This window comes from Marinobacter nitratireducens, assembly GCF_000708045.1.
Taxonomy (GTDB): domain Bacteria; phylum Pseudomonadota; class Gammaproteobacteria; order Pseudomonadales; family Oleiphilaceae; genus Marinobacter; species Marinobacter nitratireducens.
Genome location: NZ_ANIE01000009.1, coordinates 1 through 14,177, shown reverse-complemented (window position 1 = coordinate 14,177; position 14,177 = coordinate 1). Strand labels below are relative to the sequence as shown.

Annotated in this window: 11 protein-coding genes; 3 read left to right on the top strand and 8 right to left on the bottom strand. The window is 60.2% G+C overall.

The window, feature by feature from the left end; all coding sequences use genetic code 11:
• Positions 1–156: 156 nt before the first annotated feature.
• The 8 genes from D777_RS14195 to D777_RS14160 all read right to left on the bottom strand — a co-directional run bounded on the left by D777_RS14195 (position 157) and on the right by D777_RS14160 (position 10,771).
• A complete protein-coding gene (locus tag D777_RS14195; protein WP_036133478.1) occupies positions 157–2,148 on the bottom strand; it encodes an acetoacetate--CoA ligase in 1,992 nt (663 codons plus the stop codon).
• 16 nt (positions 2,149–2,164) lie between these two features.
• Positions 2,165–2,944, bottom strand: coding sequence for a 3-hydroxybutyrate dehydrogenase (locus tag D777_RS14190; protein ID WP_036133475.1), 780 nt, complete (start codon positions 2,942–2,944; stop codon positions 2,165–2,167).
• 12 nt (positions 2,945–2,956) lie between these two features.
• Positions 2,957–4,321 (bottom strand): TRAP transporter large permease, encoded by a 1,365-nt coding sequence (locus tag D777_RS14185; RefSeq protein WP_036133472.1) that lies wholly within the window; start codon positions 4,319–4,321, stop codon positions 2,957–2,959.
• Complete coding sequence (locus D777_RS14180; RefSeq protein ID WP_036133469.1) at positions 4,321–4,959, bottom strand: TRAP transporter small permease subunit; 639 nt, start codon at positions 4,957–4,959, stop codon at positions 4,321–4,323. Before D777_RS14180 ends, D777_RS14185 begins: the two co-directional genes overlap by 1 nt.
• A gap of 114 nt (positions 4,960–5,073) precedes the next feature.
• Entirely contained in the window at positions 5,074–6,126 is a 1,053-nt protein-coding gene (locus D777_RS14175) for a TRAP transporter substrate-binding protein (protein WP_036133468.1), read from the bottom strand.
• A gap of 324 nt (positions 6,127–6,450) precedes the next feature.
• Complete coding sequence (locus tag D777_RS14170) at positions 6,451–7,863, bottom strand: sigma-54 interaction domain-containing protein (protein ID WP_036134384.1); 1,413 nt, start codon at positions 7,861–7,863, stop codon at positions 6,451–6,453.
• Between the two features lie 147 nt (positions 7,864–8,010).
• The gene (locus tag D777_RS14165) at positions 8,011–10,122 is read right to left on the bottom strand and encodes a 3-hydroxybutyrate oligomer hydrolase family protein (protein ID WP_036133465.1); all 2,112 of its coding nucleotides are present in this window, start codon (positions 10,120–10,122) and stop codon (positions 8,011–8,013) included.
• Positions 10,123–10,408: 286 nt separating this feature from the next.
• Positions 10,409–10,771: a DUF6164 family protein gene (locus D777_RS14160; RefSeq protein ID WP_036133462.1), complete on the bottom strand. Its 363-nt coding sequence runs from the start codon at positions 10,769–10,771 to the stop codon at positions 10,409–10,411.
• Between the two features lie 87 nt (positions 10,772–10,858).
• Here D777_RS14160 and D777_RS14155 point away from each other — a divergent pair, with 87 nt between their 5' ends.
• From D777_RS14155 to D777_RS14145, 3 genes are read left to right on the top strand one after another with little or no spacing between them, the layout of a single operon-like run.
• Positions 10,859–12,274, top strand: a complete 1,416-nt coding sequence (locus D777_RS14155; protein ID WP_036133459.1) for a DUF2868 domain-containing protein — start codon at positions 10,859–10,861, stop codon at positions 12,272–12,274.
• A complete protein-coding gene (locus D777_RS14150; RefSeq protein ID WP_036133456.1) occupies positions 12,271–13,701 on the top strand; it encodes a GTPase/DUF3482 domain-containing protein in 1,431 nt (476 codons plus the stop codon). The genes D777_RS14155 and D777_RS14150 overlap by 4 nt, the downstream gene beginning before the upstream one ends.
• Before the next feature lie 49 nt (positions 13,702–13,750).
• The gene (locus tag D777_RS14145) at positions 13,751–14,146 is read left to right on the top strand and encodes an ectoine synthase (RefSeq protein ID WP_036133452.1); all 396 of its coding nucleotides are present in this window, start codon (positions 13,751–13,753) and stop codon (positions 14,144–14,146) included.
• The last annotated feature ends 31 nt before the right edge of the window (positions 14,147–14,177 follow it).

Genomic DNA, 14,177 nt, shown 5'->3' with positions numbered 1-14,177 from the left:
GGACTAAAAATGCCTGATCTTCCGTGACAGGACGATGAAATGGCGGGATTTTACGAAACTTTCTAACATTCTGGATTGAGGAAATGGTGGTGACGCAGGGAAAGGGGCGCGGGGCGAGCTTTGCACTCAACCACGCGCCACTGGGGACATTCGGTCTCAGTTCCCAGGCAACAGGCTCGCTGCGGCCAGACAATCCCGGATCTGGTCGAGAGCTTCCGGGTTGCCCAGGGCGTCCCGGTTGTCGGCTTTTTTGGAGCCGTTGATCAGCCGGGCGACGGCCAGTTCCACTTTTTTACCGCTGCGGGTGTAAGGGATATCAGGTACCTGGACGATGTGTCTGGGTACGTGACGTGGGCTGGCGCCTTCGCGGATTCGGGTTTTCAGCTGTTTGAGCAGGTCGTCGGTGACTTGCTGCCCTTCGGTCGGGACCACCAGCAGGACGACTTCCACGTCGCCATCGATCTGGCGGCCGACCACGAGGCTGTCTTTCACCTCCGCCACGGTTTCTACCTGACGGTAGATTTCGGCAGTACCGATGCGCACGCCGCCCGGGTTCAGGGTGGCGTCGGAGCGGCCGTAGATGATGGCGCCGCCGTGTTCAGTGAATTCGATGAAGTCGCCGTGGGCCCAAACTCCCGGGAAGGTGTTGAAGTAGGCATCCTTGTAGCGTTCGTTGTCCGGGTCCTGCCAGAAGCTGACGGGCATGGAGGGCAATGGCTGCCGGCACACCAGTTCGCCACGGCCGGAGCTGACCGGCTGGCCATCGTCACCGTAAGCCACGGCATCGACACCCAGGAAGCGGCACTGGATTTCACCGCGGCGCACTGGCAACAGGGGCGTCGCGCCCACGAAGCAGCCACAGATGTCGGTGCCACCGGCGATGGAGCCGAGCAAGGCGTTTGGTGAGCCGTCACTGTAGATCCAGTCATAATCTTCCGGCAGCAGCGGCGAGCCGGTGGAGAAAACAACCCGCAGCTTGCTCTGATCGAGATCTTTGGCGGGCTTCAGTTCGCCCTTGCGGCAGCCGGCAATGAAACGGGCACTGGTGCCGAAGTGGGTGACGTTTTCGTCCGCGACCACTTCCCAGAGGTGGTTGAGGCTCGGGTAACCCGGGGAGCCATCGACGGTAATGACGGCAGCACCGGTCATCAGGGCGGAGGCCTGCCAGTTCCACATCATCCAGCCGCAGGTGGTGAAGTACAGGAAGCGGTCTTCCGGACCGACATCGCCATGGAGCATCAGTTCCTTGGCATGGTTGACCAGCAGACCGGCGTTGCCATGCACGATGCACTTGGGTTTACCGGTGGTGCCGGAGGAATAGAGGATGTAGACCGGATGGTTCGGGGCCAGGGGAGTGAATGACGGCGCTTTGCCTTCGCCAAAGGCCAGGGCGTCTTCCCAGGTGGTCACCAGATCACCCTGCAAGGGCGGCTGTTCCGGCAGTTGCTGCACGCTGACCACGGCTTTCAGACTCGGCAGGCCGGCGATCAGTTCGGCAAAATCGTCCTGACGTGCGAAAACCTTGCCGCCGTATCCGTAACCATTCACAACGATCAGCGCGGACGGTTCGATCTGGCCAAAACGGTCCAGGATGGCGCCAATCCCAAAATCGGGAGAGGCGGAGCTCCAGATGGCCCCCAGGCTGGTGGCCGCCAGCATGCCTACGAGCGCTTCGTAGCCGTTGGTCACCACACCAGCCACTCGGTCGCCGCACTCGATTTTCTTGCTGTGCAGAAACGCTTCCATGGCTCCGACATCCGCTTTCAGTTCAGCGTAGGTCTTGCGCAGGACTGGTCGGGTCTCACAGTAAGCCACCACCGCTTCCCGGTTGGCGTGCTCGCCGTCGGCCAGGCGCAGCAGGTTGGCGGCAAAGTTCAGGCGCATGCCCGGAAACCACTCGGCGCCGGGCATGTCACGGTTGCCCAGAACCCCATTGGCAGGGGTGTCGCAGACCAGTCCGCAGTAATCCCAGACTTTGTCCCAGAAGGTTTCCAGCTCATCAACAGACCATTGGTGCAAGGCGTGATAATCGGCGAAGGGGCCGTAACCCTGGTCTTCCAGCCACGCCTTGAAGCGGCCCATGCGGGAATGGGTCAGCGTGTCGTCCGAGGGCGACCAGACTATGGGAGATTGTTCAGTTGTACTCATCTGTCTTTCCTGTTCTTTACTGCATGTGCCAGCCGTGGCTGACAACGATGGACTGACCGGTCAGGGCCGCGGATGGGAAGGCTGCCAGGTGAACCGCCAGTTCGGAGACGTCCTCCAGGGTGGTGAACTCGCCATCCACTGTATTCTTGAGCATGACCTTGCTGATCACCTCCTGTTCCGAAATGCCCAGCTCTTTGGCCTGCTCCGGAATCTGCTTGTCCACCAGCGGCGTGCGGACAAAGCCGGGGCAGATAATGTTACTGCGCACACCGTGCTCGGCGCCCTCTTTAGCGACGGCTCGACACAATCCCAGCATGCCGTGCTTCGCGGCCACGTAGGGCGCTTTCAGGGGAGAAGCCTCCAGTGAATGCACCGAGCCCATGTAGAGCATGGTGCCGCCGCCATTGGCGTACATTTGCTTGAGAGCAGCACGGGTCACCAGGAAGGCACCGTCAAGATGCACGCTCATGACCTTGCCCCAGTCCGCAAACGACAGTTTGTGAACGGCGTCGATATGCTGGATTCCGGCATTGGCGAGAGCGATATCAAGACCGCCCCATGTGTCGACAATCGCAGCCACACCGTCGTCCACGGCCTGCTCGTTGGTCACATCCATGGCCAGCGCCATAGCCGTGCCACCGGCCTGTTCAATGGCGGCGACGGTATCCTGCGCGCCTTCAAGAGTCAGATCGGCAACGGCCACACGGGCACCTTCACGCCCATAGTGCTCGGCAATCGCCCGCCCGATTCCGCGTCCTGCCCCGGTGATCAGGGCAATCCTGTTTTCCAGACGCATGATGGTCTCTCCTTAGTCGTAAGCAATACTTGGCAGCCAGGTCGCGATCTCGGGAACCAGGAACACGATGGCAAGGGCTACCAGCTGAATAATGATGAACGGCACAACGCCGCGATAGATATCGGTGACCTTGATCTCCGGCGGCGCGACACCCTTGATATAGAAGAGGGCAAAGCCAACCGGTGGGGTCAGGAACGAGGTCTGCAGACACATGGCGAACATGATGGTGAACCACACCAGGTCGAAACCCAGTTGCTGAACCACCGGTGCCACCAGCGGCAGGATGATCAGCGTGATTTCCACCCAGTCCAGGAAGAAGCCGAGCAGGAAGACCGCGAACAGGATGGTCAGCACCACACCGTAGGGGCCAAATGGCAGGCCCAGCAGCGCCTCTTCAATGACCGTATCACCACCAAGCCCCCGCAAAACGACGGAGAATGCCGTTGCACCCAGGAAAATCGCAAAGATGAAGGCCGAGGTACGCGTGGTCTGTTGCAATGAGGAGTTCAACACTTTCAGGTTCAGACGCCGGGCCGCGAACGCCAGAATCAGGGCACCGAGTGCACCAACACCGGATGCCTCCGTGGGCGTGGCAACGCCTGCAAAGATGGAGCCCAGCACACCAAGGATCAGGGCCGCGGTCGGCAGGACGGCCTTGGCGACTTCCCACACCACACTCCAGCTGACCTTTTCCAGGCCTTCAGGAACCGGCGCCACATTGGGTTGAAGCAAGGGCCGAATGAGGGCGTAACTCACGTACATCGCCCCGAGCAACAAGCCTGGCAAAAAGGCGCCCATGAAGAGGTCGCCCACGGAGGCCTCGGGAACGGCCAGGCGGTCGGCCATCAGCACCAGCATGATGGAGGGAGGAATCAGGATACCCAGGGTTCCTGTCGCACAGGCGGTGCCCACAGCGAACCCCTTGTCGTACTTGTTCTCCATCATCACCGGTAGCGACAGCATGCCAAGAAGGACGACAGAGGCACCGATAATACCGGTGGTGGCCGCCAACAATACGCCAATGACGATCACGGTAACGGCGAAACCGCCACGAACATTGCCAAACAGTTTGACCATACTTTTCATCAAACGCTCGGCGACGCCGGACTGATCCAGCATGATACCCATGAAGATAAACATGGGTAGAGCGACCAGGGTCTCGCTTTCAACGATCCCCCATATCCGCTCTGGCACCAGACCCATGGAGGAGGGGTAATCGAACCATAGATTGGCACCAAAATCTTCCACGGCGATAACGCCGATCAGGGTCCAGACAACGGCCGTACCGCCGAGAACCCAGGCAACCGGATAACCGGTCATCAGCAGCACCCCGAAGGTGAGGAACATGCCGATTACAAACAGGGTTTCAAGCTCCATCAGGATGCATCCTCTTGATTGTTATTGTCACTGGCGATCCGGATGGGACGGGGAAATCCGAACAACAGGGCCGTCACCTTGAGCAGGCGGGAAACGGCGGCAACGATAATGAGCGTGAACGCCAGGGCCAGCACGGCCTTCAGCACCCAGCGATTGGACAACCCAGCCGGGGCCTGACTGGTTTCACCAATCTCCCAGGAGCTGATGGCGTAGGGCACCATCTCGTAGACGGCAAGCCCGAGAAACGGCAACAGCAGGAGCAGAAGCCCAAGCAGCTCGATCCAGGCCTGGGTTTTCAGGGACAGGCGCTCGTGAATCACATCCACCCGAACGTGGTCATCCACAACCAGGGTGTAGGCAAGACCCAGAAGCCAGCCGGCGCCAGCCAGGTGCCACTGCACCTCTTCCAGCAGAACGGAGCCCTGTCCGAATACGTAGCGGCCGACAACCGCCCAGATAATCACACCGGTTACCACAACCCAGAGCCAGGACGCGCTCTTGCCAATCGCACTCAGAATGGCATCCAGCCACTGGCTGATTCGGGTTGTGGGCAATTCGGTATGATGGTGTAGAAGTTCGTCTGCGTCGGTAACCGACGCCCGCGGTGTATGCGAAGAGTCTTGATCAGACACCGTCATGGTGGAGTTCCTCACTCAGAAAGCCGTTGCAGTGAAATGCGGATGGCCCCGAAGGGCCATCCGTAGGTCTTGCGCGCCGGAACTCCGTCCGGCGCAAGGAGTCAGGCTCCAGCCTTACAGCTCGGCCGGCAGGTAGGCACGCTTGTCCCATACCTTGTAGGTCTTCATGAATTCCTGCTGGCTCTCGTAGACTTTCTTGAAGTCAGCATCCTTGGAGGCCTCTTCTTCCAGCACCTCTTCGGTGACCGCTTTCAGCTTCTTGAGAACGTCAGTGGGGATCTGGTCCGCGTGCACACCTTTCTCCTGGAATCCGGCAAGCACGGAACCGTTCTTGTACTCACCCTCGGCCAGACCAAGTGTGGTGGCGGCAGTACAGGAAGCTTCGACCAGCGCTTTCTGGGACTTGGACGCACCGTCCCACTCATCCTGGTTAATCAGCATGTACTGGGCGGTAAACTGCTGGTGCCAGCCCGGGAACAGGTTGTATTTGACCACCTGATCGAAGCCCAGGATCTGGTCGATGGCCGGCATGGAGAATTCGGTGGCATCAATGGTGCCTTTCTCCAATGCCTGGTAGAGCTCACCGCCTGGCATCATGGTGACGGACGCACCCAGTTTCTCCAGAACCTTGCCGCCAAGACCGGCAAAGCGGATCTTCATGCCCTTGTAGTCGTCCAGGGATTCGATCTTGTTGGCGTACCAACCGGCAGTTTCGGGCCCGATGATGCCGCACAATTGGGCGTGAACCTTGAAGCCCTTGTTGTGATAGGTTTCCTGCAGCAGCTCGTGGCCGCCACCGTAGTAATACCAGCCGATGTAAGCCCACGGCTTCATGCCGAACGGAACTGCGGCAAACAGGGGTACGGCCGGAACCTTACCCTGGTCATAGCCGATCCAGGTGTAACCCGCCGATACCTTGCCGTCAGAAACGGATTGCAGAATATCAAAAGGTGGAACCAGCTTGCCCGGCTCGTAGACACGAACCTGGATGCTGCCGTCAGAAGCGGTGGTGAGGTTGTCTGCAACCCAGGCGGCAGGGGAGCCCAGACCCGGGAGGTTGGTCGCGAAGGCAACGGGCATTTTCCAGCGGAGGTCGTCGGCAAACGCAGAACCCGTGGTGAGAGCGATCGCACCGGCAACCCCGGTGAGAGCCTTGAGAAGTTTCATTGGCAAGTCTCCTAGCATTGTTATTGTATCTGGCCCGGTGGCTTACACCTGAGAGGCCTTGTCTGAGTATAGTCAGACAACGCAGGAACAGACGGACACGATAAGGTGTGGGTCCAACAGATTGCGCCAGTCTTGTTCTCTACGTTGTTCTGACGTCCTGCGCTTCGACAAAAGCAGACACTGTGCCAGAAAGTTTTTATTTATAAATTTCAGCAGCTTATGAAATTAATGAAAAATCTTGAGAGAGGAAGCGTCCGGCGAACCGGACGCATATAGACATCAGTCGTAGGGGTTTGTACGGACAGCAGGACATCTGTCCGGAAATCAGGACATCTTGCCGAGTTTTTCGTACAGCACGGAACGGGAAATACCCAGCAGCTTGGCCGCCCGGGTGCGATTGCCCCGACTGGCCACCAGCGCCTCTTCAATGGCCTGGGCCTCCGCTTCAGCCAGGGTTTGTGACAGGGGGCGCACGGGCTGGGGGGTTAACGATGATGTCGGCCGGGTGCCACTGCGCGGCAACACCTTGAAGATAGCATCGGCATCGAGCAGCCCCCCTTCTTCACTCATGGTCAATGCTCGCTCAAGAACATTACGCAGCTCCCGGATATTACCGGGCCAATCATAACTGCCGAGGGCCGATACGCCGGCATCGGTGATCTCTCCGCGCATGTCGAGACCGTCACAGATTTCACCCAGCAGCGCCTCACACAACACACCAAGATCCACCAGGCGATCTCTCAACGGCGGAATCGGAATTTCCAACACGTTCAGCCGGTAGTAGAGGTCGGAGCGGAAGTCCCCCTCGGCAATCATCGCTTCCAGATTCCGGCTGGTGGCGGCGATTACCCGGACATCCACCTGGCTCACCTTGTTAGAACCCAGCGGCTCGATCTCGCCTTCCTGCAGAGCCCTCAGCAGTTTGGCCTGCAGTGGCAGCGGCATGTCGCCCACCTCATCCAGAAACAGGGTCCCGCCATTGGCAAGCTGGAACTTTCCTTCCCGGGTTCGGCGATCCGCGCCGGTATAGGCTCCCGGCGCTACGCCAAAGAACTCGGCTTCGAGCAGGTTATCCGGGATGGCGGCCACGTTGACACCAACGAACGGCTTTTCCGCCCGGGCCGATACCGAATGGATCGCCTGGGCCAGCACCTCTTTGCCAGTGCCGGTCTCGCCCAGCAAAAGCACGGGCATTTCCCGGCCTGCCGCCAACCGGGCGCGCCGCTTGACCTCCAGCGCTGCCGGACTGGCGCCGACAAAATCCCCCAGGCTGTAGCGGGTACCCCGGGCCTTTTTGGCCAGAGCCTTGCGGGCCGCAGCCAGATCCTGATGCAACCGGCGATATTTCGACACCAGAGGCGTCAGGGGCTGGAGATCGTCGTAGAGTACAAAAGCCACGGCACCGACAATCCCGCCATCGTCGTCATAGAACGGCAGCCGGGTCACCACCAGTTGCTGCTGATTGTGCTCCATGATGTCCAGCAGCAAAGGCTTGCCGGTCTTGACGACCTCGGGCATGCGTGTCTGTGGAATCACCTGACGCACGGGCTTGCCGATAACCGCAGACGGATCCCCAAGCCCCAGAAGGTGGGAATAACTGCTGTTGATCCAGGTAATGCGGGCATCACGGTCCACCGCAATCGCACCAGCGCTGGCCTCCTCGAACATGGGAAACAGGGCCTCGATCAGGTCTCTGGTAATCCCATTCCTGGAATTCTCGGAAAACAGCTCTGACATGTACCGTGCACCATCGGGTTGAATATTGTTCATGGAATAAACCCCAGCGCCCGGTCTGGCCGGGCACAGTCACGGAAGTATATGGGCCCCCTGATTCCGGGGCAAACTGATACCCGCCCGGCTCGAATACTCCGGGCGGGGTCCTGTTTACTCCGGAATCCGGAGCTGGTTATCGACAAACTCGATCCGGTCAGCAGTGGCTGGCTCAGCCTCGATCGGCGGCAGATTACTCTGCGCCAACGGTGTGCTGATATCCCCGCGCGGTACCGTCCGAACCACCTGACTCGGCGGCAGCGGCTGGTCGTCCGTGAGGTGCGCCCACATCAGGTCCAGAGCCTGGAAGTAGTAGTGATGCAGGGGCACATACCGATCCGCGACACCGGCAAAGCCGTTCAGCACATCCAGGTGATGGGCGTTCAGGATTTCGTAGTAACGCAGGTTGCTGTCATCACCTTCCACACGCTGGTTCAGGCCATAGTAGGGTCGGGCCGTATGGTTGATCGGCAGGATGGCATCGGCCCGACCAGTGACATAAACCGCCGGCTTGCCATGCAGGTCGCCGGACGCGCGTACTTCATCAATGCCGTCGGCGATAGCATCCGCAAGCGTCGCGGCGTCGCCACTGAGCGGTGCACCGGTGACCACATCGCTGCCCTGGGCCAGGCTACGGAGACACAACAGGGCATCCAGTCCGTAATCGGCCTGACTTGAGCTTGGTGACACGCTGCTGGCCAGGTGAGTCGGCTGACCCTCGGCACTGTCATAGACAATGTTGACTCCGGCCGTGGGTGGTATGCCATTACTGGACGAGAACAGAGCCGCCTCGACATTGTCCGTTATCGGGGTCACCGCACCATTACTGTCGGTCGCGGCCAGGCTCAGGTCACAGACGCGATCTTCCACACCGGCACGGCCGTAAGCGTTGGCGTAGGTCATGGAGATGCTCTGGGCGACCGCCAGGCCGAAGTGCACCGGTGCCAGCAGATTCTGTTCCGGCTGAATGCCGAACTCCTCATTGAGAATACGCAGCGCGTCCGAGGCCCGTTCATCCAGCGTCGCACCGGTGACCAGCCCTTTGTTGGCAAGCGAACTGCAGATGTTCTCACCCACGGCCGGCGGGTTAAAAACGCCATTCAGCGGCGCGACATCGCGGATCTCCGGGGCCTGGTTGGCACAGCCCTGCCACACCGCGAGCGCCGTGGTGTAGTCCAGCAGACTGCGGCTATGGCTGGTAATGGACACACCGTCGCCCTGCTGTATGGTAAAGCCGTCATCGACCATCGGGTTTACATTCGGTTCCGACACCGCCACCCCGTCAATCAGGCCGTGCTGGTCCTGTTCGGCAGCCCGCAGTGACGAACCACCGCCGTTGGACACACTGGACGCAATCACCAGGGTGTTCTTCGGCGTGATGGTGATACGGCGTTCACCGTTACCCAGCTCCTGGCCGAACTGCTCATTGAGCGCATAGAACCCGAATTCAATGGATTGCAGGACATGCTGCCCCCAATCAGCCTCGGGGTTAGCTTTCGAGTGCGCATGCTTCCAGGCGAAATGGTCCGGCGTCGCGGCATTGAAATCGGCCAACTCTGATTCAGTGAGGTCCGCCCGGAACTGCACCGGTTCGTCCGCGGAAGTCAGAGAACCATCCAGGCGCTGGGCCGCGCCAGTTTCCAGGTTGTGGGAACCGGTCCCGGTGCCCTTATCGGTGTAAACCACGGCACAACCCTTTTTCAGGCCCCATTCACCCGCGGTTCCGATGGCACCGTAGATGCCCCGGGAACCGGAAGAGGGCGCTGTGACCATGCACGGCCTGTCGTCATCAAAGGTGTCCGGAACCTGGGCCATGACCGTCACAGGCTGGTTGCGGCCCGGTACCGACACCAGCGCTCTGTATTCGGTTCCAGCGATCATGCCTTCACCACTGGCATCAACTTGCGGCCCGAAAAATTCGCCATAGCCGCCACCCGGCACAGTATCGACCAGAGCACGGTAGTTGTTGTAAATCGCCAGACGCCGCAGTTCGGCTGGGGTGGGGTTGAGGGGATCTGCAAACGTTGGTTTTGTCGCGTCCGCCAGCCCGCTGGCGCCAAGCCCGGCAGTAAGCAGATCATCGGTGATGCCGTCGTAGTGAGCCTGTTCGACGTTACCCCGAACAAAATCAGGGAGGGTGTTAATCGCGGGGTTGCTACTGTCCTTGCAGGCTGTCAAGGCAAGGCCAGATGCACCGATCAGGGTGCAGATCATCAATCGCTTCATGGTCGTTCCTTGTTTGTTGTTGTATACGAACGGGCCAAATGGCTGGGCCAGGGCCCTGTGGCCGCTATGCGCATCCTGTGCCAACTAGGCAACCATATGTTTTTTAAGCGATTTATCTGAAGTCAGCTGCGGGGATGGGAGAAGGCATCCGGAAATCCGGACAACGAAACGCCGGCTCAGTGGGAAAGGTTGCGGATATCAAGGCGGTCGGGGAGAAACGTCCAGATTACCGGACGATGACCGGATTTCCGGACACGCTCAGATTGGCCCGCGTTATTTTTACCATTTAACCAAGGCGGACAAAGGGCAGGAGACTGACACCAACAATAACGACAATGGCGATCAGGGCAGCGAAGGTACGCAACGGGTGCCGGCGAATCATGGCCGCAACGCCGACGCTTTCACCCCTGGCCTGGCGTTCTTCGTAAGCCTTGCGCTGATCATGCAGTCGCTGGAGCTGATACTGCTCCAGCAGTGCCCGGGCGCGGGCCGCTTCATCGTTATCATGCACCCAGAAACCACCCATGCTGATGCCCCAGCGGCTCGGGGGTGTCTCGTAGTACGGCACCCCATGCTCTTCGAACAGGGCACGGATCTCGTCGGCCTCGTCATCGGGGACATGGCGAAGATTCATCAGGTGATGGGGCATATGGACTCGTTATCTGGTATCGGAAGCGGGAATCCCTATATCCTAGCAGCAAAGGACGATTGACCGAATTCACCATCGGGATACTGCATGACCAACCACCCCCTCCGACTGCTGCTGGAGTTTGATGCCCGCTGCCAGCGGGACAAGGAACAGCCACCGGCCTTTCTGCATCGCCGGGACCGGAAGTTTGCCCTGATTTGCCAGCAAGAGGGGGAGCAGCCCACGCCGCAGCGCTGGCTGGAACACATGAAACGTCTGAGTGGGCCCGGCAGCGCCCCACAGGCAAGTGAGAAAACACTGCTGCGATGGCAACACCTTCGGACCCTGTTCATGCTTTCCGGTGCAGTGTTTGGCGTCATCGCCATGACCGGATTGCTGTTCTATGACGCCGCGCAACGCATCAACATGACCGTCATTCTGGCATTCGTCCTGCTGCAGCTGTTGCTCGCACTGTTTACCAGCGTCCAGTCCTGGGTGGGCTGGCAACCCTGGCACTGGCTGCTGAGGCGACTCCAGAGACGGTCTGCCGGAGTGGACCAGATCCCGGGCGGGCTGCAACCCCTGCTGATGGCCGAAGCGGCTCACCGTGGCGGGATCTGTTTCGGGCTGACGGGCTTGCTGACGCTGTTGCTCATGGTGGTGATTCAGGACCTGGCCTTCGGCTGGAGCACCACCATCAACACGGCCGCGTCCGGCTACCACCATCTCTTGCTGGTCGTGGCCACACCCTGGTCATGGTTCTGGCCGGATGCGGTGCCAACGCTGGAGCTGGTCGAGGCCACCCGATTCTATCGCGTCAACGGGGGCAGCGAGATTGCCCCCAAGGCCTGGGGCCAGTGGTGGCCATTTGTGGCCATGCTCTGGACTTTCTGGGTGCTGGTGCCTCGCCTGCTGCTGGCGGCCCTCGCCAACTGGCTGGTTCGCCGCCGCGCCCAACAGGCCCTTGAACGGCACCCAGGCCTGCAAGCCCTGCTTTACCGGATGGAAACCCCCACCCTGGATACTGGCAACGAGCACAATGATGCTGACGACCTGCCGGACACCCGAACCCGGAGCGACCTCCAGCCGCTTCCGGATAGCCACATCCTGCTGTGCTGGGCCGGCGCCGGAGCCCCGGAACTGCCGGCCGGCCTTGCCGGCACCCGGAACCTCATCCTCAGAGCGGGCGGCAGCGCCACGTTGCGTGACGATCACCGGGCGATTGAGCAGATCGGCACTGAGCTCGCCCGGGATGCCGAACCGGCGGTCCTGATCATTACCCGTAGCTGGGAGCCACCGACCGGGGAATTGCAGGATTTCCTGGAATCCGCTCTCGAGCTCTGGCCGGAAACCACCCGCGTTGCCCTGGTACCGCTGGCTCAGCACGCGGACAGCGAGCCCGCTCCACATCTGCTCAATCCATGGCTGCGGTTTGCCGAGCGTCTGGGCGAGGCCAGAATCAGCGTCAGTGTGCCCCAACTGAGCTGGCAGGAACCGTACGGCCTTGAGGAACCATCGTCATGACAGCTGCACCCGTCTTCGCGGTGGTCGGCCACCCAAACAAGGGCAAATCCAGTGTGGTCGCGACCCTGTCCCAGAACGACGCCATCGCCATCGCTCTGGAACCGGGCACCACCCGGAAACAACAGGCCTATCCTCTGAAGGTTGACGGCCAGGTGCTGTACACCCTGGTCGACACCCCGGGTTTCCAGCGGCCGCGACGGGTACTGGAGTGGCTGGAAGCGCACAGCGCCTCAGCCTCGGACCGTACCGAAACGGTTCAGGCGTTTGTAACCCAGCATCGGGGCGATAACCGGTTCACCGATGAATGCGAGTTGCTGTCCCCCCTGCTGGAAGGCGCAGGCATCATCTACGTGGTGGACGGGTCCGTGCCATACAATGCCGAACACGAAGCCGAAATGACTATCCTGCGCTGGACCGGCCGGCCGAGCCTGGCACTGATCAACAGCATTGGCCCGGATGATCACAGTGAGAGCTGGCAGGCGGCGCTCGGGCAATTCTTTCAGGTTGTTCGAAAATTCGACGCCGTTCGCGCTCATTTTGACCAACATCTCAGCCTTTTGCGTGCGTTCGGACAACTTGAGCCCGCCTGGGAAACTCCCCTAGCCAAGGCCACAGACTACCTTTCAGAGCAGCGACGTCGGCGCCGCGAGCAATCTGCCCAGCTGATCGGCAAGGCGCTCACCGACATGATGTCGTACCAGGAGACTCGAATCCTGACCACAGATCAGGCCACCAGTACCGGGGACGACGCGCTTGCCGATCAACTCCGGCAACGCTGGTACCAACATCAGCGCCAGCGGGAACAAGGCCTGCGACTGAACATTGAACATCTTTATCAGCACAGACGGGTGCAGCGCCAGGAAGCCGAACTGGAGTGGCACAGCGAACACGATCTGTTTTCCGAGAACAGCCGGAAAGCCTGGTCCGTGAGCAAAGGGTACCTGGCGACGGCCGGTTTCGGCGCTGGCGCTGTCAGCGGAGCCGGAATCGATGCCCTGACCTTCGGCTCGTCTCTGGGAACGGGAGCTCTCGTAGGCGGCCTGATTGGCGCCGCGGGGAGCTATTTCTATGGCGACCGGCTGGTGCTGCCCACGCTGGATATCGGGGTCCTCAAGAATGGCCTGAAAACAGCGACGTTTGGCCCGGTTCAGGACAGCCAGTTCGGTTACGTTGTGCTCGGACGCGCCATCGATCACTGGTGGCATATCTGTCACCGCAACCATGCCGGGCGGGAACTTCTCGATCTGGAACCCGCAGATCACCACTGGCTGAGCCGACTCGACAAGGCCAGCCGGCAGGAGATTCAGAAAACCTTCGACCGGTGCCGCAAGTCCCGTCCACTGGACGACCGACAACGGCAGAAATTCACGTCCGCTGTCGAAAAGGCCATGCAGGTTTACGACAGTTGGCGGTTGAACCGCCCCTGAGGCGCATGTTTATACTGTATAGCTTCCAACACTTATTGGGGATCTGCGAATGAAAATTGTACGAGTGCAAGACATTATTGGTACCGAGCGGGAAGTGCAGGGCCCAGGCTGGACCAGCCGCCGCATGCTGCTGAAAAAAGACGGCATGGGTTTTTCCTTCCACGAGACCATCATCCCGGCCGGTGCGGAGCTGAACCTCTGGTACAAGCACCACCTGGAAGCCGTTTACTGCGTGGCCGGCAACGGCACCATCACCGACAAGGCGACCGGTGAGACCCATGAAATTACCGACGGCACTCTGTACGCCCTCGACCAGCATGACCAGCACACCCTGCGCGGCGGCACCGAGGACATGCGTCTGATCTGCGCCTTCAATCCGCCGGTCACCGGCCGGGAAGTGCATGACGAAGACGGTGCCTATCTGCCCGATACCAGCGAAGACTGATTCAGAACCTGTGGCCGAATACAAAGCCACA

Coding starts and splice junctions, on each gene's coding strand:
- D777_RS14165 (WP_036133465.1), bottom strand. CDS start 10,122: ATGAAGCGATTGATGATCTGCACCCTGATCGGTGCATCTGGCCTTGCC.
- D777_RS14175 (WP_036133468.1), bottom strand. CDS start 6,126: ATGAAACTTCTCAAGGCTCTCACCGGGGTTGCCGGTGCGATCGCTCTC.
- D777_RS14170 (WP_036134384.1), bottom strand. CDS start 7,863: ATGTCAGAGCTGTTTTCCGAGAATTCCAGGAATGGGATTACCAGAGAC.
- D777_RS14180 (WP_036133469.1), bottom strand. CDS start 4,959: ATGACGGTGTCTGATCAAGACTCTTCGCATACACCGCGGGCGTCGGTT.
- D777_RS14145 (WP_036133452.1), top strand. CDS start 13,751: ATGAAAATTGTACGAGTGCAAGACATTATTGGTACCGAGCGGGAAGTG.
- D777_RS14150 (WP_036133456.1), top strand. CDS start 12,271: ATGACAGCTGCACCCGTCTTCGCGGTGGTCGGCCACCCAAACAAGGGC.
- D777_RS14160 (WP_036133462.1), bottom strand. CDS start 10,771: ATGCCCCATCACCTGATGAATCTTCGCCATGTCCCCGATGACGAGGCC.
- D777_RS14185 (WP_036133472.1), bottom strand. CDS start 4,321: ATGGAGCTTGAAACCCTGTTTGTAATCGGCATGTTCCTCACCTTCGGG.
- D777_RS14190 (WP_036133475.1), bottom strand. CDS start 2,944: ATGCGTCTGGAAAACAGGATTGCCCTGATCACCGGGGCAGGACGCGGA.
- D777_RS14195 (WP_036133478.1), bottom strand. CDS start 2,148: ATGAGTACAACTGAACAATCTCCCATAGTCTGGTCGCCCTCGGACGAC.
- D777_RS14155 (WP_036133459.1), top strand. CDS start 10,859: ATGACCAACCACCCCCTCCGACTGCTGCTGGAGTTTGATGCCCGCTGC.